This window comes from Janthinobacterium aestuarii (genome assembly GCF_051380835.1).
GTDB classification, from domain to species: Bacteria; Pseudomonadota; Gammaproteobacteria; order Burkholderiales; family Burkholderiaceae_D; genus Janthinobacterium; species Janthinobacterium aestuarii.
The window spans coordinates 906,963-925,574 of sequence record NZ_JBNYXU010000001.1 but is presented as its reverse complement, the minus strand read 5'-3'; the positions used below and the strand labels follow the sequence as shown (position 1 = coordinate 925,574).

Annotated in this window: 18 protein-coding genes; 7 read left to right on the top strand and 11 right to left on the bottom strand. The window is 60.6% G+C overall.

Features of this window, described 5'->3' with window-relative positions; all coding sequences use genetic code 11:
* The first annotated feature begins 78 nt into the window (after positions 1-78).
* Both ACQ4WO_RS04195 and ACQ4WO_RS04190 read left to right on the top strand, forming a co-directional pair.
* Entirely contained in the window at positions 79-1,200 is a 1,122-nt protein-coding gene (locus ACQ4WO_RS04195) for a cupin domain-containing protein (protein ID WP_092710750.1), read from the top strand.
* Between the two features lie 353 nt (positions 1,201-1,553).
* Positions 1,554-1,808 carry a hypothetical protein gene (locus ACQ4WO_RS04190; protein WP_034783358.1) on the top strand — a complete coding sequence of 85 codons (255 nt, stop codon included), beginning with the start codon at positions 1,554-1,556 and terminating at the stop codon, positions 1,806-1,808.
* A gap of 172 nt (positions 1,809-1,980) precedes the next feature.
* On the opposite strand, the gene bamC is transcribed toward ACQ4WO_RS04190, so the two are convergent.
* From bamC to ACQ4WO_RS04150, 8 genes are all read right to left on the bottom strand, one after another.
* Positions 1,981-3,174, bottom strand: a complete 1,194-nt coding sequence (gene bamC, locus ACQ4WO_RS04185; RefSeq protein ID WP_436480338.1) for an NlpB/DapX family lipoprotein — start codon at positions 3,172-3,174, stop codon at positions 1,981-1,983.
* Between the two features lie 81 nt (positions 3,175-3,255).
* Complete coding sequence (dapA, locus tag ACQ4WO_RS04180; protein WP_128142286.1) at positions 3,256-4,134, bottom strand: 4-hydroxy-tetrahydrodipicolinate synthase; 879 nt, start codon at positions 4,132-4,134, stop codon at positions 3,256-3,258.
* Positions 4,135-4,218: 84 nt separating this feature from the next.
* Positions 4,219-4,791, bottom strand: a complete 573-nt coding sequence (locus tag ACQ4WO_RS04175) for a class I SAM-dependent methyltransferase (RefSeq protein ID WP_436480337.1) — start codon at positions 4,789-4,791, stop codon at positions 4,219-4,221.
* Between the two features lie 42 nt (positions 4,792-4,833).
* Positions 4,834-5,511 carry a site-2 protease family protein gene (locus ACQ4WO_RS04170; RefSeq protein WP_128142284.1) on the bottom strand — a complete coding sequence of 226 codons (678 nt, stop codon included), beginning with the start codon at positions 5,509-5,511 and terminating at the stop codon, positions 4,834-4,836.
* A 93-nt stretch (positions 5,512-5,604) separates the two neighbouring features.
* Complete coding sequence (locus ACQ4WO_RS04165; RefSeq protein WP_436480336.1) at positions 5,605-6,228, bottom strand: L-threonylcarbamoyladenylate synthase; 624 nt, start codon at positions 6,226-6,228, stop codon at positions 5,605-5,607.
* A 38-nt stretch (positions 6,229-6,266) separates the two neighbouring features.
* A complete protein-coding gene (gene htpX / locus ACQ4WO_RS04160; RefSeq protein ID WP_070303511.1) occupies positions 6,267-7,151 on the bottom strand; it encodes a protease HtpX in 885 nt (294 codons plus the stop codon).
* Between the two features lie 92 nt (positions 7,152-7,243).
* Positions 7,244-8,077: a 3',5'-nucleoside bisphosphate phosphatase gene (locus tag ACQ4WO_RS04155; RefSeq protein ID WP_436480335.1), complete on the bottom strand. Its 834-nt coding sequence runs from the start codon at positions 8,075-8,077 to the stop codon at positions 7,244-7,246.
* Between the two features lie 90 nt (positions 8,078-8,167).
* Complete coding sequence (locus ACQ4WO_RS04150) at positions 8,168-9,043, bottom strand: alpha/beta fold hydrolase (protein ID WP_139091531.1); 876 nt, start codon at positions 9,041-9,043, stop codon at positions 8,168-8,170.
* A 206-nt stretch (positions 9,044-9,249) separates the two neighbouring features.
* Here ACQ4WO_RS04150 and ACQ4WO_RS04145 point away from each other — a divergent pair, with 206 nt between their 5' ends.
* The 5 genes from ACQ4WO_RS04145 (at position 9,250) to ACQ4WO_RS04125 (ending at position 14,869) form a co-directional block, all read left to right on the top strand.
* Complete coding sequence (locus ACQ4WO_RS04145) at positions 9,250-9,774, top strand: gamma carbonic anhydrase family protein (protein WP_131687534.1); 525 nt, start codon at positions 9,250-9,252, stop codon at positions 9,772-9,774.
* Positions 9,775-9,778: 4 nt separating this feature from the next.
* On the top strand, positions 9,779-10,759 hold the full coding sequence (hslO, locus tag ACQ4WO_RS04140; protein ID WP_230517402.1) for an Hsp33 family molecular chaperone HslO: 981 nt from the start codon (positions 9,779-9,781) through the stop codon (positions 10,757-10,759).
* A gap of 140 nt (positions 10,760-10,899) precedes the next feature.
* Positions 10,900-13,311: a TonB-dependent receptor gene (locus tag ACQ4WO_RS04135; protein WP_436480334.1), complete on the top strand. Its 2,412-nt coding sequence runs from the start codon at positions 10,900-10,902 to the stop codon at positions 13,309-13,311.
* Positions 13,311-14,441: a glycerophosphodiester phosphodiesterase gene (locus ACQ4WO_RS04130; protein WP_436480333.1), complete on the top strand. Its 1,131-nt coding sequence runs from the start codon at positions 13,311-13,313 to the stop codon at positions 14,439-14,441. The genes ACQ4WO_RS04135 and ACQ4WO_RS04130 overlap by 1 nt, the downstream gene beginning before the upstream one ends.
* A 152-nt stretch (positions 14,442-14,593) precedes the next feature.
* Positions 14,594-14,869, top strand: coding sequence for a hypothetical protein (locus tag ACQ4WO_RS04125; protein WP_436480332.1), 276 nt, complete (start codon positions 14,594-14,596; stop codon positions 14,867-14,869).
* 230 nt (positions 14,870-15,099) lie between these two features.
* Here the strand turns inward: ACQ4WO_RS04125 and ftsB are convergent, their stop codons facing one another.
* The 3 genes from ftsB to pyrG form a co-directional block, all read right to left on the bottom strand.
* Positions 15,100-15,423 carry a cell division protein FtsB gene (gene ftsB, locus ACQ4WO_RS04120; RefSeq protein WP_070221436.1) on the bottom strand — a complete coding sequence of 108 codons (324 nt, stop codon included), beginning with the start codon at positions 15,421-15,423 and terminating at the stop codon, positions 15,100-15,102.
* Positions 15,424-15,484: 61 nt separating this feature from the next.
* The gene (gene eno, locus ACQ4WO_RS04115; RefSeq protein ID WP_070260371.1) at positions 15,485-16,768 is read right to left on the bottom strand and encodes a phosphopyruvate hydratase; all 1,284 of its coding nucleotides are present in this window, start codon (positions 16,766-16,768) and stop codon (positions 15,485-15,487) included.
* Positions 16,769-16,908: 140 nt separating this feature from the next.
* Positions 16,909-18,561 (bottom strand): CTP synthase, encoded by a 1,653-nt coding sequence (gene pyrG, locus ACQ4WO_RS04110; protein ID WP_072455259.1) that lies wholly within the window; start codon positions 18,559-18,561, stop codon positions 16,909-16,911.
* Positions 18,562-18,612: the final 51 nt, after the last annotated feature.

Below are 18,612 nucleotides of genomic sequence, written 5' to 3'. Positions count from 1 at the left end.
TGTATAAGCTGGCAAATTATACCTTCACGCCGCCAACGGCAGGCGCATTCCTGCATTTCCGGTTGTTATAATGGGCGCATGAAAACATTAACTCTCCTCGGCGATATCACGCCGGCGCAATTCCTGCGCGACTACTGGCATAAAAAGCCCCTGTTGATCCGCCAAGCCGTACCCGGCTTCAAGGCGCTGTTCGATTTCAAGGCCCTGGCCGAGCTGGCTACCCTCGATCACGTTGAATCGCGCCTGGTCAGCCATGCGGATGGCCACTGGAACATGCAGCAAGGTCCGCTGACCAGCCTGCCTTCGCTGAAACAGAAGGAATGGACGCTGCTGGTGCAGGGCGCCAACCTGCACAGCGCCAAGGCTGACGCCCTGCTGCGCCAGTTCCGTTTCCTGCCGGACGCGCGCCTGGACGACCTGATGGTCAGCTTCGCCACCGATGGCGGCGGCGTGGGCCCGCATTTCGATTCCTATGACGTGTTCCTGCTGCAAGGCCAGGGCAAGCGCCACTGGCGCATCGGCGCGCAGAAAGACCTGAGCCTGATCGACGGCTTGCCGCTGAAAATCCTCAGCAACTTCACGCCCGACGAAGAATTCACCCTGGAACCGGGCGACATGCTGTACCTGCCGCCCCACTACGCGCACGACGGCGTGGCCATCGGCGACTGCCAGACGTATTCGATCGGTTTCCGCTCGCCTTCGTTCCAGGAACTGGGCGAAGCTTTCCTGCAATTCATGGCCGACTCGATCGACTTGCCGGGCATTTACAGCGATCCGGACCTGAAAGCGTCGGGCAAGCCGGCGGAAATCCCCCGTGAAATGCTCAGCACCATCGCGGAAGAGCTGAACAAGGTGCGCTTTACGGAAGAAGACGTCACCATTTTCCTCGGTGAACACCTGTCGGAACCGAAGCACAATGTGTTTTTCACGCCGCTGTCCAAGCCGCTGACGGTGGGCCGCTTCGCGGACGCCGCACAGAAAAAGGGTGTCGTGTTGTCGCGCAAGACGCTGATGCTGTATCGTGGCAAGAATGTCTTCATCAATGGCGAATCGTTTGCCATTGGCAAGGCTGACAAAACGGCCCTGGAAACCCTGGCCAACGAACGCGCCCTCGATGGCGCCGCCGTGGCCCAGGCTTCCGATGACGTGATGGATGCCTTGTATACCTGGTATCAGGATGGCTGGATCGAACTGGCTTGAATGGGTGCAGCGTAGCAAAGTGGTATTACAGTAGGTAAAATAACAGCATCTGCGCCAGCGCAAAGAAAGATATTATTTTTATATCGTTTTGTCGCGCTTTCGCAAATCGCTTACACTTGCTTGCAATTTGCTTCGGCAAATATTGCGATATCACAAAATAGTTGCGAATTTGCCTCTTGCTCCTATTGCGACGCACCAAAAATCGCTATAATATTCGGTTAGGAAGTTTCCGTTGTCTGGCAGGCACCACCTGGTACGAAAAGCCTTCGAAGACGACCTAACGAGCGATAATTACCGGTAATTATTCATCGCAACAATGTTGATTTATTTTTTGAAATAATTAAGGAAAACAAATGAAAAAATCCCTGCTGATCGCCTCCCTGATGGTTGTTGCTCTGGCTGCTTGCAGCAAAAAAGAAGAAGCTCCTGCACCAGCACCAGTAGTTGAAACCCCAGCACCAGCACCAGCAGTTGAAGCTGCTCCAGCTGCTGCTGCTGACGCTGCTGCTTCGGCCGCTACCGACGCTGCTGCTGCTGCTTCGGCTGCCGCTTCGGCCGCTACCGACGCTGCTTCGGCTGCTTCGGCTGCTGCATCGGCTGCTAAGTAATTTAGCACCCTGCACTAAAGAAAGCCGGCCCTCGGGCCGGCTTTTTTGCGTCCGGCGTTTTATCCGCAGGATATAACGCCGGACGCAGGCAATAAAAAAGGCTGACCCGGTTTCCACCGGGCCAGCCTTTGTAATGCGCGGCAGGTTCTAATGCCTGCCGCGAATGTAGCGCTTACTTCAACTGATCGTTCAGCAGACCCAGGATCTTCTCTGCCACTGGCGAGGTATCTGGCTGGCCTTCGTTGCCGAGGATGCTGACCAGGCTGGTCGAGCCCGTGCCGGCCTTGACGAGGACGCGATAGCGCTGCGCTTCCTTGTCCTTGTCGGACGACGAACCCCAACTGAACAGTTTCGAGAAGAAACCGTCTTTCTTGACTGCATCCGGATCGACGTAACGCACGAAATACGTGCCTTGCGTGCGGTCGCGGTCTTCCACGGTAAAGCCGACGCGGTCCAGCGCCAGGCCGACACGGCGCCAGGCGCGGTCGAAACCTTCATCGACTTCGATTGCCCGCGCCGGCGTGGCGGCGTCGCCGACCAGCTTGGCGTGCTGGGGCTGCACGATGGCGGCATCGACAGCCGTCTTCGCTTGCGCATCGTCGCTGGCTGCGCCCAGGCGCGTCATCAGCTTGGCCAAGAATTGCGCTTCCAGGCCTGGATCGTTGGGACGCGCGGTCCAGGTGGTGGTTTCCTTGTCGCGGCCCGTGACGACCTCTTCCACGCCACGGTGGCTGATGTAGATCTCGGTCGAGCCATCGGCCAGGCGCTCCACGCGGGTACGGAACTTGTCTTTTTCACCGGTCGAGTACAGCGAATCGAAAGCCTTGCCGATGGTGCTGCGGATAAAGTCTTGCGGCACCTTGGCGCGGTTTTCATTCCACTCGGTTTCCATGATGCCAGCCGTAGGCTGGTCGACGGCAATGGTAAAGCCCGAATCTTCCCAGAACTGTTTCAGTTGCGGCCACAGCACTTCAGGCGATTGCTTGACGACCAGCCAGCGCTGGTTGCCCGCGCGCTCGACCTTCACGCCGCCTGCCATGACCGGCACGACACCGACCACGCCGTCGGCGCCCACGACGACGGGCGTACCGGCCGTGGCGTTGCGCTGCGCGTTGTAGCCGGAAGCCGTGGCCACGCCGTTTTTCGAATCCGGCAGCGAGTAGCGGTTGTCCTGCTGCAATTGCGTCAGGTCAGGCGGCACGTCCAGGGTGCCGGCTTTCTTGACCGACTTGTAGTCGACCTTGTCGCCGCCGACTACCGAACTGATCATGCCGCAGCCCGCGAGGCTGGCTGCGATGGCGCCGATGACGATGCCGCGGACGGCGATGGTGGCAGGCGCCGATTGGTTTTTCTTGCAATTAGTCATGTCGTAACTGGATAAGAAGCTAAGTAGCAGCTGGAATCAGGGAAGGTCCGGACTGGTCAAGTCCGGGCTTGAAGTTCGGTCTTAAGACAGGATGCCGGCGTCGCGCAAGGCATCGCGCACGGTGGCATGGCAATTTTCAGCCAGCGGCACCAGTGGCAAGCGTATGCCGGCAGGCATCAGGCCCATTTCGGCCATCGCCCATTTGACGGGCACCGGGTTGGGCTCGACAAACAACTTCTGGTGCAGAGGAAAAACCTTGTTATTGATGGCAATCGCCGTGGCGCGCTCGCCCGCCATGGCCGCGACGCACAGTTCGTGCATGGCGCGCGGCGCGACGTTGGCCGTCACGGAGATATTGCCGTGGCCGCCGCAGAACATCAGCGCCATGGCGGTCGGATCGTCGCCCGAGTACACGGCGAAGTCCGCTGGAACCAAACGCAGCAGGTCGACGCCACGGCCGATATTGCCGGTCGCATCTTTCACGCCGACGATATTCGGGATGGCAGACAGGCGCACGATGGTCTCGTTGCTCATGTCGGCAACAGTACGGCCCGGCACGTTGTACAGAATGACGGGGATGTCGACGGCTTCGGCGATGGCCTTGAAGTGCTGGTACATGCCTTCCTGGGTAGGACGGTTGTAGTATGGCACCACTTGCAAGACAGCATCTGCGCCCGCTTCTTTCGCGTAGCGCGTCAGTTTGATGGCCTCGGCCGTGGAGTTGCCTCCGGCGCCGGCGATGATAGGAATGCGTCCCTTGGCATGTTCGACGGTCAATTGGATCAGTTCGCAGTGTTCTTCCACGCTGACTGTTGCCGATTCGCCCGTTGTGCCAACGATGACGATGCCGTCCGTACCCTCGGCGATATGCCAGTCGATCAGCTTGCGCAGACCTGGAAAGTCCAGACTGCCGTCTGCGTGCATCGGGGTGACGATTGCTACAATGCTGCCCTTGATCATAGTAAGTTTATAGCGCCGATAAATAAAACAACGATTGTAGCGGATAGCCCGCGCCTGTGGTGCATTCTGACATAGTATGGCCGCTCAAAACGTCGGCAGCAGCGCTGCCAACCGTGGAAAATCCGGCCGGACGGCGCAAATTCGTTGCACAAGAGCAGCTTTTGGCTGTTCCACGCGCCCATCCTCATACGCTACCACACGCAAGCCCTGCTGCACGGCCCAGGTCAGCATTTCGCCTTCCTTCAGCAGGAATTTCGGATTCGACGGCTTGCCGAACTGTTCATTGCCCTCGGCAAACGTTTCATACAGCAGCACGCCATCGGGCGCCAGGCTGGCAACCATGGCTTCCAGCAGCGGCCGGTGCAGATAATTGGTGACGACGATGCCGGCAAAGCGGCCGGGCGCGAAGGGCCATACGGCGCCCGGCGCTTCCAGATCCACCAGCGACGTGGTGATGCCAGTGCCGGCCGCTTTTTCCAGCATTTCCGGATCATGGTCGAGCGCGATCACGGGGTGGCCCAGGCTCACCAGGTGGCGCGCATGGCGGCCAGCGCCGCAGGCCAGGTCCAGCACCTCGCCGCCCGGGATCAGGGGCGCCCAGCGGCGCAGCCAGCCGGAAATCGCTTCGGTTTCTACTGTTGGTTCAATTGCTTGCATCGGTACTTCCATCAATTATGTGCGACTATCCAGTTGCTTGTATCACGTCAACAGAGCCGTCAGGGGCGTGACCATGGTGACAAAAATGCCTATGACAAATTCGATTGCCGCCAGCAGGGCGCGGTTCAATACGCCCGTATACATCAGCAGCACCAGGGCACCGAACACATACAGGCTGTAGCGTTCGATGCTGGCGTAAGGACGCGCCAACTGCATCGGCAGCAAGCCCGTCATGATGCGTCCGCCATCGAGGGGTGGCACGGGAATCAGGTTAAAGACGAACATGGCCGCATTCACGCTGACGCCGGCGCCCGCCATCTTGCGGAAAAACATGCCCATTTCCGTTGGCGGCAGGACGCTGAGGACGACAAAGGCAATCATCCAGCCCAGGCCCATGACAAAATTGGCGCCAGGCCCCGCAAACGCCACCCAGGCCATCTGCTTCTTCGGATTGCGCAGGCGGCTGAAATCGACGGGCACCGGCTTGGCATAGCCGAACGGTACCTGGATCGCGAAATACAGCATCAAAGGCAGCAAGATCGTGCCGAAAGGATCGATATGCCGAATGGGATTGAGGCTCAGCCTGCCCTCGTTCGAAGCTGTGGGGTCACCGAAATAGCGGGCGACGTAGCCATGCGCCGCCTCATGCAGGGAAATGGCAAACAGCACCGGTACCAGGTACACCGCAACGGTCTGGACTATCGTATTGAAATCGCTCATGACCGCGATTCTACCAGAGGCGAACTACGCCCTTTCTTACGTTGTCATTAAGAACAGGTGAAGACCGGCGCGGCAACAGGCGCGCGATACCCTCTACAAGCCCAGCACGGCCGGGTCGCCGCGGCCCACGCGCACCACTTCCGCCTCCGGTCCCGTCAAGTCGATCACGGTGCTGGGGCCATGCGCGCAGACGCCGCCATCGATGATCAGGTCGACCAGTTTTTCCAGGCGCTCGCGGATGGTGTCGGCATCAGTCAGGCTCTCTTCGTCGCCGGGCAAGGTCAATGTCGCGCCCAGCAGGGGCTGGCCCAGTTCGTCCAGCAGGCATTGCACGATGCGGTGCTGCGGCACGCGCAGGCCGATGGTCTTGCGCGAAGGATGGCTGAGGCGGCGCGGCACTTCCTTCGTCGCTTCCAGGATGAAGGTATAGGCGCCCGGCGTGGCCGCCTTGAGCAGGCGGAACTGGCGGTTGTCGACGCGGGCGTACACGCCCAGCTCGCTCAAGTCGCGGCACAGCAAGGTGAGATGGTGCTTTTCATCCACGCCACGGATGCGGCGCAGGCGCTCGACGGCGCCCTTGTCGTCGAGCTGGCACACCAGCGCGTAGCAGGAATCCGTAGGCAGGGCCACGACGCCGCCGGACTGGATGATCTGGGCCGCCTGCTTGATCAGGCGCAATTGCGGATTGTCAGGGTGAATCTGGAAAAATTGACTCATGTGTAAGCGTTCTGGCGAACCAGCTTGTTAAGTTAGCATTATTGTACGCCGCGCAGCGCGGCGATGCGTTGTTCGATCGGCGGATGGGTGGCGAACAGCGCGCCCCAGCCGCCATTGCCGCCGCTGATGCCCAGCGCCTGCATCGATTGCGGCAGCTCGCCCGGCGGCACGCCGCCCAGGCGGGCCAGCGCATGCATCATCGGCGTGGGGCTGCCCAGCAGCTTGGCCGAACCGGCATCTGCGCGGAATTCGCGCTGGCGCGAGAACCAGGCGACGATGATGGAAGCGAGCAGACCAAAGATCACTTCGCACACCATCACCGTGACGAAATAGCCGATGCCGCGTCCGCCGCCTTCGCGGTTATTATTTTTCAGCAGCACATTGTCGACAAAGAAACCCACGACACGCGCCATGAAGACGACGAAGGTATTCACCACGCCCTGGATCAGGGTGAGCGTCACCATGTCGCCATTGGCGACGTGGGCGATCTCGTGGCCCAGCACGGCTTCGACTTCATCGCGGTTCATGCTTTGCAGCAAGCCGGTCGAGACGGCCACCAGCGCCGAGTTTTTGAAGGCGCCCGTGGCGAACGCATTCGCGTCGCCTTCGTACACGGCCACTTCCGGCATGCCGATGCCGGCCCGCTCGGACAGCGCACGCACGGTATTGACCAGCCATAATTCCGTCGACGAGGTCGGGTTGTCGATCACGCGCGCGCCCGTGCTCCACTTGGCCATCGGCTTGCTGATCAACAGGGAAAAGATTGATCCCGTGAAGCCCACCACCAGCGAAAACACCAGCAGGCTGCCCAGGTTCAAGGTACTGCCGCGCGCCGGATTGCCCACGCCCAGCAAACTGAGCACGAGCGACAGCACCAGCATCACGGCCAGGTTGGTTGCAATAAAAAGGACGATACGTTTCATGGGCGTTGGCTCCGGAAAAACAGAATAGCTAAAAGATAAGTGTGCAGCCGCGACTTTTCAAGCCCGCATGGCAGGCGCAGGCCGGCCGCGCCCTAGAACCAGTCGTGCCAGATAGGCGTTACATTCGATGGCAGCGGCGGCAACTTGGCAAAATCCACGCGCGATTCACCCGGCGCATGGAAATCCGTGCCGCGCGAGGCGAGGAAGCCGTAGGCGTTGGCCAGTTGCGCGTATTCGGGATACTGGTCCGGGCTATGGCTGCCCGTGACGACTTCGATGGCCAAGCCACCGAGTTGCTTGAATTCATCGAACAGCACGCCTTGCGCCATGTCGCTGAAACGGTAGCGGCCCGGATGGGCGATGACGGCCACGCCACCCGCGCCGCGTATCCAGCCCACCGCTTCGGCCAGGGTGGCCCAGCGGTGCTCGACATAACCCGGCTTGCCTTCCGACAGGTATTTCTTGAACACGTCGGGGATGTTCGCGCATTTCCCCATTTCCACGATGTAGCGGGCGAAGTGCGTGCGCGACATCAGGTCCGGGTTGCCGACGAATTTCAAGGCCCCTTCATAGGCATCGGGAATGCCGGCCAGGTCCAGCTGACGGGCAATCTCGCGGCCGCGCGCGTCGCGCCCCGAGCGCGTCTGGTGCAAGCCCTGCACGAGATCCGGATTGTTTTCATCGACTTGCAAGCCCACGATGTGCACGGTTTCGCCGGCCCACGTAATGGAAATTTCCACGCCGGCCACGAAACGCATGCCCAGGTCCAGCGCGGCCGTACGCGCGGCGGCCACGCCCGATATCTCATCGTGGTCCGTCAGGGCCCACACGTCCACATCGGCCTTGCGTGCGTACGCGGCCACGGCGGCGGGCGCGAGCACGCCGTCGGAGATATTCGAATGACAATGCAGGTCGACTTTAAGCATGTGAAAACAATACCCTGCACGGGCTCAGCATGGAAGAAGTTTTCATTGTACGCTGCTTGTCAAATCGCGCTGCGGCGTTCCCGACACACATCAGGCCAAAAAGGCTTCCACCAGCCGCGCCAGTGCCGCCGGTTGATCATGATGCAGCATATGGCCCGCATCCGCCATCATCTCGCAGCGCACATCCTTGATGCAGGCCAAACGCCGGTCGATTTCTATGCGCGCCTGTTCCTTGGGCCCCATCCATTGCCACATATTCGTCTCATCCGCCTCTACCCACAGCACGGGCGCCGTGATGCGGCGCCAGCACGCCATCACTTCTTCCACCTGATACAGGATGGGATTGACCCGCTTGTGCTGCGGATCGCCCATGATGTCCCACTCGCCCGCCTCGTTCTGCGCCGACCAGTGTTCGGCGAGGAACGCCGCGCGCTCGTCCGGCAGGCGCGGATTGGTCTTTTGCAGGCGTTCGGCCACGGCCTTTTGCGTGGGATAGCTGCGCATGGCGGGCGGCTCGCGCAATTCGTCCAACCACTTGGCGTAACGGCCCGGCGCCTGCTCCGGTTTTGTTGCCATCATGCCGAAGCCTTCCAGGTTGATGAAGCGGCTGATGCGCTCGGGCCGCACGCCCGCGTACAGGCCGGCCACGTTGGCGCCCATGCTGTGGCCCAGCAGGTTGACGGGAGCGTCCGGCGAGTAATGCAGCAGCATGGCGTCCAGGTCGGCCAGGTAGTCGGGGAACCAGTAGGTGTCCGATTGCGTGTAGTCGCTGAGGCCAAAGCCGCGCCAGTCGGGCGCGATCACGTGCCAGTCGCCGGCCAGCTCGTCGACGACGAACTGGAACGAGGCGGCCACGTCCATCCAGCCATGCACCATGAACAGGATGGGCGCCCCTACACGGCCCCAGTGGCGCACGTGCGTACGGGCGCCGCGGATGTTGATGAATTCGGAACGGGAAAGTTTCATGGGTTTCATCGGATGCCTGCCTTGAAAGTGGCGCAGATGGCGCCACATGCTGTGTCTGTCGATAGTACGGCCATAAAAGTACGACCGTTCGATAATTATACCGGATTGACGGTCGGCGCTCGGACTTGCCCTGCAACAGCGTAAAATAGCGCAAAACTTCCGCGTCCGGCCGCCCCCGGCGCTTCCACCACCGCCACAGGCTAACGATGACACTCTACCAATTGGGCGCCGATGCGCCGCAGATTGATGCTTCCGCTTTTGTTGCCGACACGGCCAACGTGATCGGCAAGGTGACCCTGGAAGCGAATACGTCCGTCTGGTTTGGCGCCACGATTCGCGGCGACAACGAACGCATCACCGTGGGCGCCAACAGCAATGTGCAGGAAGGCGCCGTGCTGCATACGGACCCTGGCTACCCGCTTGACATCGGCCAGAACGTGACCATTGGCCACCAGGCAATGTTGCATGGCTGCACGATCGGCGATGGCGCCCTGATCGGCATCCAGGCCGTGATCCTGAATGGCGCGAAGATCGGCAAGAATTGTCTGGTCGGCGCGGGCGCGCTGGTCACGGAAGGCAAGGAATTTCCCGACAATATGCTGATCCTCGGCTCACCGGCGAAAGCCGTGCGGGCCCTGACGGCAGACGATATCACCAGGCTACAAGGCAACGCCGTGAACTATGTGCAGCGCGGCCAGCTATTTAATACGCAACTCAAGAAGATTGGATAAAAGAATGACGACTGAAATCACGGGCGCAGTCAGCGCAGCCGCTACCGGCCAGGATACCCTGCAAAAATTTATTTTCGACAACGCCGCCGTGCGCGGCCAGTTCATCGACGTGTCCCACACCTGGCAGGAAGTGGTGTCGCGCCACGCCTATCCGACGGCCGTGAAAAAAGTGCTGGGCGAAATGGTGGCCGCCGCCGCCCTGCTGTCGGCCAACCTGAAATTCAACGGCTCCATCATCATGCAAATCCATGGTGACGGTCCCGTGCGCCTGATGGTGGTCGAGTGCGACTCCGACCTGCGCCTGCGCGCCACGGCCAAGCTCGACCCGGACGCCATCATCGCCGACGTGGCCACCGTGCCGCAATTGCTCAACGCCACGGGCAAGGGCCGCTTCATCATCACCCTGGACCCGGCCGACAAGGTACCAGGCCAGCAACCGTACCAGGGCATCGTGCCGCTGGACGGCGACGACATGGCGACCGTGATCGAAAACTACATGTTGCGCTCGGAACAGCTCGACACGCGTCTGTGGCTGGCCACGGACGACACCGTCTCGCGCGGCCTGCTGCTGCAAAAGCTGCCCCACCATGGCGGCAAGGCCGAAGCGACGCCCGTGTCGGAAGAAGACGCGCTCGACACGTGGAACCGCGCCGTGATGCTGGCCTCGACCCTGAAAGAAGCGGAAATCCTGTCGACGGACATCGATACCCTGATGCAGCGTTTGTTCTGGGAAGAAACGATCCGCGTCTTCGACCCGCTGCACCCGAGCTTCCATTGCAGCTGCACGCGCGAAAAAGTGGGCAATATGCTCAAGATGCTGGGCGAGGAAGAAGTCAACAGCACCCTGGAAGAAGTGGGACAAGTGGGCGTGAACTGCGATTTCTGCGGCCAGCACTACGAGTTCGACAAGGTCGATTGCGCGCAGCTGTTCGTCACGGATGCGCCGGCAGAGGTGCTCATTCCACCCGCAGCCAGCATTAACTAATTGTAATATTCTTCGCGCCGTCTCTCAGACGGCGCCTTTGTTTCTGCTGTCATCTTCCCGTCATCAGTTCGTCATCAGCCCGTCACGCGCCGCCGTTACGCTGCGCAGCTTGTATTACTCCCAATACTTTCCACAGGCTGATGATGACCACCCACTTGACGCTGGCCCTGCGCCGCCATTCCTTCCATGTTTTGCTGGGCGCCTGCGCCGCGGGCTTGAGTTTGCCTGCCCTGGCGCAAACGGCCGTGGCCGCCGCCGTAGCCTCGGCCACGACCGAGATGGCCGCACCCGCCACTGCCGCCGATGACGGCGCACCGATGGCCACCGTGGAGATTTCCTCGCGCAAGACGCGCTCTTCCGTCGCCCTGAGCAAGAATGAAATCCAGAAAATCCTGCCCGGCACGAATCCCCTGAAAGCCTTGCAAACCTTGCCGGGCGTCAGCTTCCAGACGGCCGATCCGTGGGGCAACAACGAACAGAACCTGTCGCTGTTCGTGCATGGCTTTTCTGGCCAGCAACTGGGCTACACCATGGATGGCGTGCCGCTGGGCGACCAGCAGTACGGCAACTACAACGGCCTGTCGCCGCAGCGCGCCGTGATCAGCGAAAACGTGCGCAGCGTCGTGCTGTCGTCGGGCGCGGGCGACCTGGCCACGGCCTCGACCAGCAACCTGGGCGGCACCATCGAAACCTATTCCAGCGACCCGCTGGCCACGCAGGGCGCCAGCGTGCAGCAAACGGTGGGCAGCCACCGTACTTCGCGCACGTTTGCCCGCTACGACACGGGCGCCTTCGGCGACGGCAGCAGCGCCTATTTTTCCATCCTGCACCACGAAGCGCGGGCCTGGGACTTCGATGCGCGCCAGGGCGGCGACCAGTTCAATGCCAAGTACGTCAACCGCAGCGAGGCAGGCAAGCTGACCCTGTTCTTCAATTACTCGGACAAGATCGAGCCGAACGAAGACAGCACCGTGCACGTGGCCGGCGAAACGAGCGCGCCCTACACGCGCCCCTTCCTGTACCCGGACTTCAAGGCGGCCCTCAATTACCTGTCGCCAACGGGCGCGACGCCCGCCGCGGACGGCAACAATTACCGCAATTACTACAGCGATGCGCAGCGCACCGATTACCTGGCCTACGCCAAGTTCGACGCCAACTTGTCCGAAGGCATGACCTGGTCCAACCAGATGTATTACCACAAGGATGACGGCGCGGGCGTGGTGGCCGGCCCCATCGGCGTGGCCGGCTTGCCGGGCCTGTTCAGCGTGTACTACCCGAAGCAGAACCTGAAGGAAGTCTTCGGCAACTCGGGCTACGCCGTGCGCACGACGGAATACGACATCAAGCGCGGCGGCTTCCTTTCCACCTTGCGCAAGGAAATCGGCAATCACCAGCTGGAAGCGGGCCTGTGGCTGGAACAGAACCGCTCGTCCGCCTACCGCCGCTGGTATGCGCTGGACGTCAACAACCCGACGTCGCCGTACGACCGCCCCAGCAATCCTTTGATCACCCAGTACGGCAGCGAGATCGACAACAAGGTGGTGCAGCTGCACTTGCAGGATGAATGGCGCATCCGTCCCGATATCGCCCTGCAGGCCGGCTTCAAGTCCAGCCTGCAGTTTGCCGATGGCCAATTCCCCGTGCAGCCAGCCAAGGGCGCCATTGCCGGCGGTTCGACGGCCTTGCCGGTCGGCACCATCAACACGAAAAAATGGTTCTTGCCGCAAGTGGGAGCGCGCTGGGATGTCACACCGCAAGACCAGCTGTATTTCAACATCCAGAAAAACATGCGCCAGTTCGTCACCTATGGCGGTGGCGGCGCCTCGCCGTGGAGCTTGTCGAGCCAGGCCGCTTTTGATTTGTTCAAGCGCGATGCCAAGCCGGAAACAGCCCTCACCTATGAAGTGGGCGTGCGCGGCAGCCATCCATTGAACCTGGGCGCCATCACTTCCATCGATGGGCAAGTCAACGTCTACCATGTCGACTTCAGCAACCGCTTGCTGCAGATCAGCCCGACCCCCGTGATTTCCTCTATCATCGGCGGCAACCCCGTGCTGGCCAACGTGGGCAGCGTGCGCACGAACGGCATCGATATCGCCGGCACCGTTCACTTCGGCAATAATTTTTCGTTCTACAATGCCCTGTCGTACAACCGTTCGCAGTACGCGGACAATTACGACAATGGTGCCACGCTGGTGCTCACAGCCGGCAAAAACGTGCCGGGCTCACCCGAGTGGCTGAACAAGTTCGTGGCCTCGGCGACGTTTGGCGATATCGAAGTGCAGCTGACGGGAGACTATGTGGGCAAGCGCTACGCGACGTACACCAACGATTTGTCCGTGCCCAGCTATTTCCTGATGGGCCTGGGCGTGTCGGGCAAGCTGCCGGCCATGGCCAGCTGGCTGAAAAACCCGCGCTGGAGAGTGAACGTCAGCAACCTGGCCAACCGCGAAGGCTCGCTGAACGTGGTGGTCGGCGCGGCCGACAAGACGTACAACACCTTCCCGATCGCCCCGCGCCAGGGCTTCCTCACCTTGACGGCGGACTTCTGATGCGTACGCCAATCTTGCCGCAACGGCACTTTTCGCGCCGCAGCTTCGTCCGCGCGGCCGCCGGCGGCCTGGCGCTGGCCGCCGCGCCCGGCTTTGCGGCCGGCCTGCTGGCCACGCCACCTGCCCGTCCGCTCGTGTTCGCCCACCGGGGCGCCAGCGCCCTGCGTCCCGAGCACACCTTGGCGTCGTACGCCAAGGCCATCCTCGACGGCGCCGATTACGTGGAACCGGACCTGGTCGCCACGCGCGACGGCATCCTCGTGGCGCGCCATGAAAGCAACCTGATCGACACCACCGACGTGGCGCGCCGTCCCGAATTCGCCAGCCGGCGCGGCAAGAAGATGGTCGACGGCGAATGGCACGAAGGCTGGTTCGTCGACGACTTCACCTTGGCCGAACTGAAAACCCTGCGCGCCATCGAACGGCTGCCGAAGGTACGCACAGGCAACACCCTTTACGATGGACAATTCCAGATCCCGACCTGGGAAGAAATCATCGATTTTGTTGCAGCGCAATCGGCCGCCAGCGGACGCATCATCGGCCTCGTGCCCGAGCTGAAAAGCTCGACCTACTTCCGCGATGCGGGCCTGGCGCTGGAAGACCGTTTCCTGTCGAGCATGCTGGCGCACGAATACACGCGCCGCGCACCGATTGAAATCCAGTCCTTCGAAGTGGCGAACCTGAAGTACTTGCGCGAGAAGCTGGGACGGCGCGCCAACGTGCGCCTGATGCAGCTGGTGGTGGGCGGCGATATCCGCCCGATGGACGTGGCCAAGGCGGGTGGCAAGCTGACGTTCGGGCAAATGACGACGCCGGCCGGCCTGCGCGACATCGCCGCCTACGCGGACGTGGTGGCGCCGCCCACGCGAGGCGTTATCCCGCTGGGCGCCGACCAGCGCCTGGCCAAGCCCACTGCCATCGTCGACGATGCGCACCAGGCGGGCTTGTTGCTGCACACGTGGACCTTCCGTCCGGAAAACCGTTTCCTGGCGGCCGACTTCCGCGACGGCAACGGTGAAAACGCGCGCAACGAAGCGGGATCCGTGGCGGAAATGCGGCGCTATATCGAGACGGGGCTGGACGGCTTTTTCAGCGACGATCCGGGTTTGGGACGCATCGCCGCCGGATAAACATTTCGTAACAAATTCTTTTTCAGGGCGTGGCCGGCGGCTACGCCCTTATTATTCGCTTTCTGAATTTCTGAAATTGGAATTTGGAATTAGACATATATCGTGAACTCCATTATTGTGCAATGCAACAACAGACCATTCATGGAGGGCATATGTCCACTTTTACCAACACCTACAGCAACGACAACGACAACTACTTCAGCAACCTGGGCCGTGCCACGCGCGCCTTCCTGAGCGCCCTGCTCGCTTCCAAGCCGTACAGCGACCTGGCCCAGAAGGAAGTCATCGCCAGCAGCGTCGCCAATGAAGAGCGCTATGTGCGCCCAAGCAAGCGCGACATCGCCCTGCTGAACTCGGAAGCGGCACGTTACGAAAACCTGATGCCGAATCTGGCTTCTGAGTTGCGCTTCCTCGCCTCGCGCGGCTAACTCAATACTGAAAGGATTTTTATATGATGATTCTCGAAACCGCACTGATCGCCGTCGCCGTCGTCGTTACCGGCATCCATTTCTACCTGATCTCGACCGGCAAGGCCCGTTTCTGATCAGCAAGCAACAAGGCAGTCGTGTATAGCAGTAGAAAGTAAGAAGTATCAGGTAGTAATACAGCTGTGATATGTCAGCCTGGCAATCGGTTCAGGCTGGCAAGTGGGAAGTACTCAGTGCGGCGCGGCAGCGTCCACCGGCGTTTCCTGCAGTGGCGGGGTTTGTCCCTTGCGCACGATCTGCACGAAAATCTCATTCTGTTTGACCATGCCCAGCTCATAGCGGGCACGCTCCTCGACGGCGCCCGTACCATCTTTCAGGTCGCGCACTTCGGATTCGAGCTTGGCGTTTCGCGCCTTCAATTCCATATTCTTTTTATTCGCCACCGCTACTTGGGCTTCCATGTCGGCAACGCGCAGCCAGCCGCCTTTACCCAGCCAGAGGGGAAATTGGATCAGCAGCAGCAGGGCTGCCAGGGCAAGCGTAATCAGGCGCATGGGGTAGTCGGTTAACAAACCGGCCGGATATCTCCGGCCGGCCAGTGGGTTTTACATCAGCTTACTTCAGATTATAGAACGCATCGCGGCCAGGGTAGCTGGCGATGTCGCCCAGGTCTTCCTCGATACGCAGCAGCTGGTTGTACTTGGCCATGCGGTCCGAGCGCGACATCGAGCCGGTCTTGATCTGCAGGGCGTTCGTGGCGACGGCGATATCGGCGATGGTCGAATCTTCCGTTTCGCCCGAGCGGTGCGAAATGACGGCCGTGTAGCCGGCGCGCTTGGCCATTTCGATGGCGGCGAACGTTTCCGTCAGGGTGCCGATCTGGTTGATCTTGATCAGGATCGAGTTGGCGATGCCTTTCGAGATGCCTTCTTTCAGGATCTTGGTGTTGGTGACATACAGGTCGTCGCCCACCAGTTGCACTTTCTTGCCCAGTTCCTTTGTGAGGATCGCCCAGCCGTCCCAGTCGCCTTCATGCATCGCGTCTTCGATCGAGATGATCGGGTACTTGTCGCACCAGGTCGCCAACAGGTTGGTGAACTCGGTGGCGGTCAGGCTCAGGCCTTCGCCTTCCATTTCGTACTTGCCGTTCTTGTAGAACTCGGACGCGGCGCAATCGAGGCCGATGGCGATCTGCGTGCCTGGCTCGTAGCCCGCTTCTTCGATAGCCTGGATGATCAGCTTGATGGCTTCTTCATGGTTGGCCAAGGATGGCGCGAAACCGCCTTCATCGCCCACGTTGGTGTTCAGGCCCTTCTTGTGCAGGATCTTTTTCAGCGTGTGGAACACTTCCGCGCCGTAGCGGACGGCTTCCTTGAACGACGGAGCGCCCACGGGAATGATCATGAATTCCTGGATGTCCAGGTTGTTGTCGGCGTGTGCGCCGCCGTTGATGACGTTCATCATCGGCACTGGCATCTGCATGGCGCCCGAACCGCCGAAATAGCGGTACAGCGGCAAGCCCGCTTCTTCGGCGGCAGCCTTGGCAACGGCCATGGAGACGGCCAGGATGGCGTTGGCGCCCAGGCGCGATTTGTTTTCCGTGCCGTCCAGGTCGATCAGGGTACGGTCCAGGAAAGCCTGTTCATTGGCGTCCAGGCCCATGATGGCTTCGGAGATTTCGGTATTGATGTTTTCGCATGCTTGCAGCACGCCCTTGCCGAAGTAGCGCTTGGCGTCGCCATCGCGCAATTCCACGGCTTCGCGCGAACCGGTCGAGGCGCCCGACGGTACGGCCGCACGGCCCATCACGCCCGATTCCAGCAACACATCGCATTCGACGGTCGGGTTACCGCGCGAGTCCAGGATTTCGCGACCGATAATATCAACAATAGCACTCATGTCATTCTCCAAAGTTAAGCGTAACAGGGGCTGCACACTGCGTTCTGATGCGCAATTGCACAAAGGGGGCAAAGAAACTCCCGGCGGAGACTATCAGGCCGGGAGCTGTCTTACGGGTAATACTGTGCTATCGACCGGCGTTATTCAGCGACGGCGTTGGCTTCCTTGTGCGCCAGCGCTGCCTTGATGAACGAGGTAAACAACGGATGGCCGGTGCGTGGCGTCGACTTGAACTCAGGATGGTATTGCACGCCCATATACCATGGGTGGGCATTTTCACCCGTGCGTGGCAATTCCATGATTTCGCACAAATCTTCGCTCGGCGTACGGGCCGAAACGATCAGGCCAGCCGCTTCGACACGGGCCAGGTAGTGATTATTGGCTTCGTAGCGATGACGGTGACGCTCGGTCACCACGCTGCCGTAGATCTCGGCGGCGAGGGTGCCCGGATTGACGGCGCAGGTCTGCGCGCCCAGGCGCATGGTACCGCCCAGGTCCGAGTTTTCATCGCGCAACTCGACTTTACCATCGTGGTTTTGCCACTCATTGATCAGTGCAACGACAGGTTGATCCGTATCAAGGTCGAACTCGGTCGAATTCGCGTTCGGCATGTCTGCCTTGTTGCGCGCGTATTCGATCAGGGCCACTTGCATGCCCAGGCAGATGCCCAGGTAAGGGATCTTGTTTTCACGGGCGAACTGGGCCGCCTTGATCTTGCCTTCCACGCCGCGCTTGCCGAAGCCGCCCGGTACCAGGATGGCATCGTACTTGCCCAGGTTGTCGCAACCGGTCGTTTCGATTTCTTCCGAATCGATGTACTCGATGTTGACGCGGCTTTCCGTGTGGATGCCGGCGTGGCGCAGCGCTTCGATCAGCGACTTGTACGACTCGGTCAGCTCGACATACTTGCCGACCATGCCGACGGTCACTTCCGCCTTCGGGTGTTCCATCGTGTAGATCAGCTTGCTCCAGATCGAGAGGTCGGCCGGTGCGGGATCGAGGTCCAGCGCGTCGCAGATGATCTTGTCGAGGCCCTGGTCATGCAGCATTTGCGGCACTTTGTAGATGGTGTCGACATCCCACACGGAAATGACGGCGTCTTCCTCGATGTTCGAGAACAGCGAGATTTTCGCGCGCTCGTCTTCCGGGATGGCGCGGTCGGCGCGGCACAGCAGCGCGTTTGGCAAGATGCCGATTTCGCGCAGCTTTTGCACCGAGTGCTGGGTCGGCTTGGTTTTCAGCTCACCGGCCGAGGCGATGTAAGGCACCAGGGTCAGATGAACGAAAGCCGTGTTCTTGCGGCCGGCGCGCAGGCTCAGCTGACGCGCCGCTTCCAGGAATGGCAACGATTCGATATCGCCGACGGTGCCGCCGATTTCGCACAGGGCCACGTCGTAGCCTTCGGCGCCACGGCGGATGTAATCCTGGATTTCATTGGTGATATGCGGAATCACCTGCACGGTCTTGCCCAGATATTCGCCCCGGCGTTCCTTGCGGATCACCGATTCATAGATCTGGCCAGTGGTGAAGTTATTCACCTTTTTCATGCGGGTGGAGATGAAGCGCTCGTAGTGACCGAGGTCGAGGTCGGTTTCGGCCCCGTCGTCGGTGACGAATACTTCACCGTGTTGCATAGGGCTCATCGTGCCAGGATCGACGTTGATATACGGGTCGAGCTTGAGCATGGTGACTTTAAGGCCTCGCGATTCGAGGATCGCGGCGAGGGAGGCGGCGGCAATCCCTTTTCCAAGGGAAGACACAACGCCACCAGTGACGAAGACAAATTTGGTCATTGCAGATGGTGCCGAACGGCACGTGCGGGAAATTGAAATTATACACTAAAG

Coding starts and splice junctions, on each gene's coding strand:
- ACQ4WO_RS04195 (WP_092710750.1), top strand. CDS start 79: ATGAAAACATTAACTCTCCTCGGCGATATCACGCCGGCGCAATTCCTG.
- ACQ4WO_RS04190 (WP_034783358.1), top strand. CDS start 1,554: ATGAAAAAATCCCTGCTGATCGCCTCCCTGATGGTTGTTGCTCTGGCT.
- bamC (WP_436480338.1), bottom strand. CDS start 3,174: ATGACTAATTGCAAGAAAAACCAATCGGCGCCTGCCACCATCGCCGTC.
- dapA (WP_128142286.1), bottom strand. CDS start 4,134: ATGATCAAGGGCAGCATTGTAGCAATCGTCACCCCGATGCACGCAGAC.
- ACQ4WO_RS04175 (WP_436480337.1), bottom strand. CDS start 4,791: ATGCAAGCAATTGAACCAACAGTAGAAACCGAAGCGATTTCCGGCTGG.
- ACQ4WO_RS04170 (WP_128142284.1), bottom strand. CDS start 5,511: ATGAGCGATTTCAATACGATAGTCCAGACCGTTGCGGTGTACCTGGTA.
- ACQ4WO_RS04165 (WP_436480336.1), bottom strand. CDS start 6,228: ATGAGTCAATTTTTCCAGATTCACCCTGACAATCCGCAATTGCGCCTG.
- htpX (WP_070303511.1), bottom strand. CDS start 7,151: ATGAAACGTATCGTCCTTTTTATTGCAACCAACCTGGCCGTGATGCTG.
- ACQ4WO_RS04155 (WP_436480335.1), bottom strand. CDS start 8,077: ATGCTTAAAGTCGACCTGCATTGTCATTCGAATATCTCCGACGGCGTG.
- ACQ4WO_RS04150 (WP_139091531.1), bottom strand. CDS start 9,043: ATGAAACTTTCCCGTTCCGAATTCATCAACATCCGCGGCGCCCGTACG.
- ACQ4WO_RS04145 (WP_131687534.1), top strand. CDS start 9,250: ATGACACTCTACCAATTGGGCGCCGATGCGCCGCAGATTGATGCTTCC.
- hslO (WP_230517402.1), top strand. CDS start 9,779: ATGACGACTGAAATCACGGGCGCAGTCAGCGCAGCCGCTACCGGCCAG.
- ACQ4WO_RS04135 (WP_436480334.1), top strand. CDS start 10,900: ATGATGACCACCCACTTGACGCTGGCCCTGCGCCGCCATTCCTTCCAT.
- ACQ4WO_RS04130 (WP_436480333.1), top strand. CDS start 13,311: ATGCGTACGCCAATCTTGCCGCAACGGCACTTTTCGCGCCGCAGCTTC.
- ACQ4WO_RS04125 (WP_436480332.1), top strand. CDS start 14,594: ATGTCCACTTTTACCAACACCTACAGCAACGACAACGACAACTACTTC.
- ftsB (WP_070221436.1), bottom strand. CDS start 15,423: ATGCGCCTGATTACGCTTGCCCTGGCAGCCCTGCTGCTGCTGATCCAA.
- eno (WP_070260371.1), bottom strand. CDS start 16,768: ATGAGTGCTATTGTTGATATTATCGGTCGCGAAATCCTGGACTCGCGC.
- pyrG (WP_072455259.1), bottom strand. CDS start 18,561: ATGACCAAATTTGTCTTCGTCACTGGTGGCGTTGTGTCTTCCCTTGGA.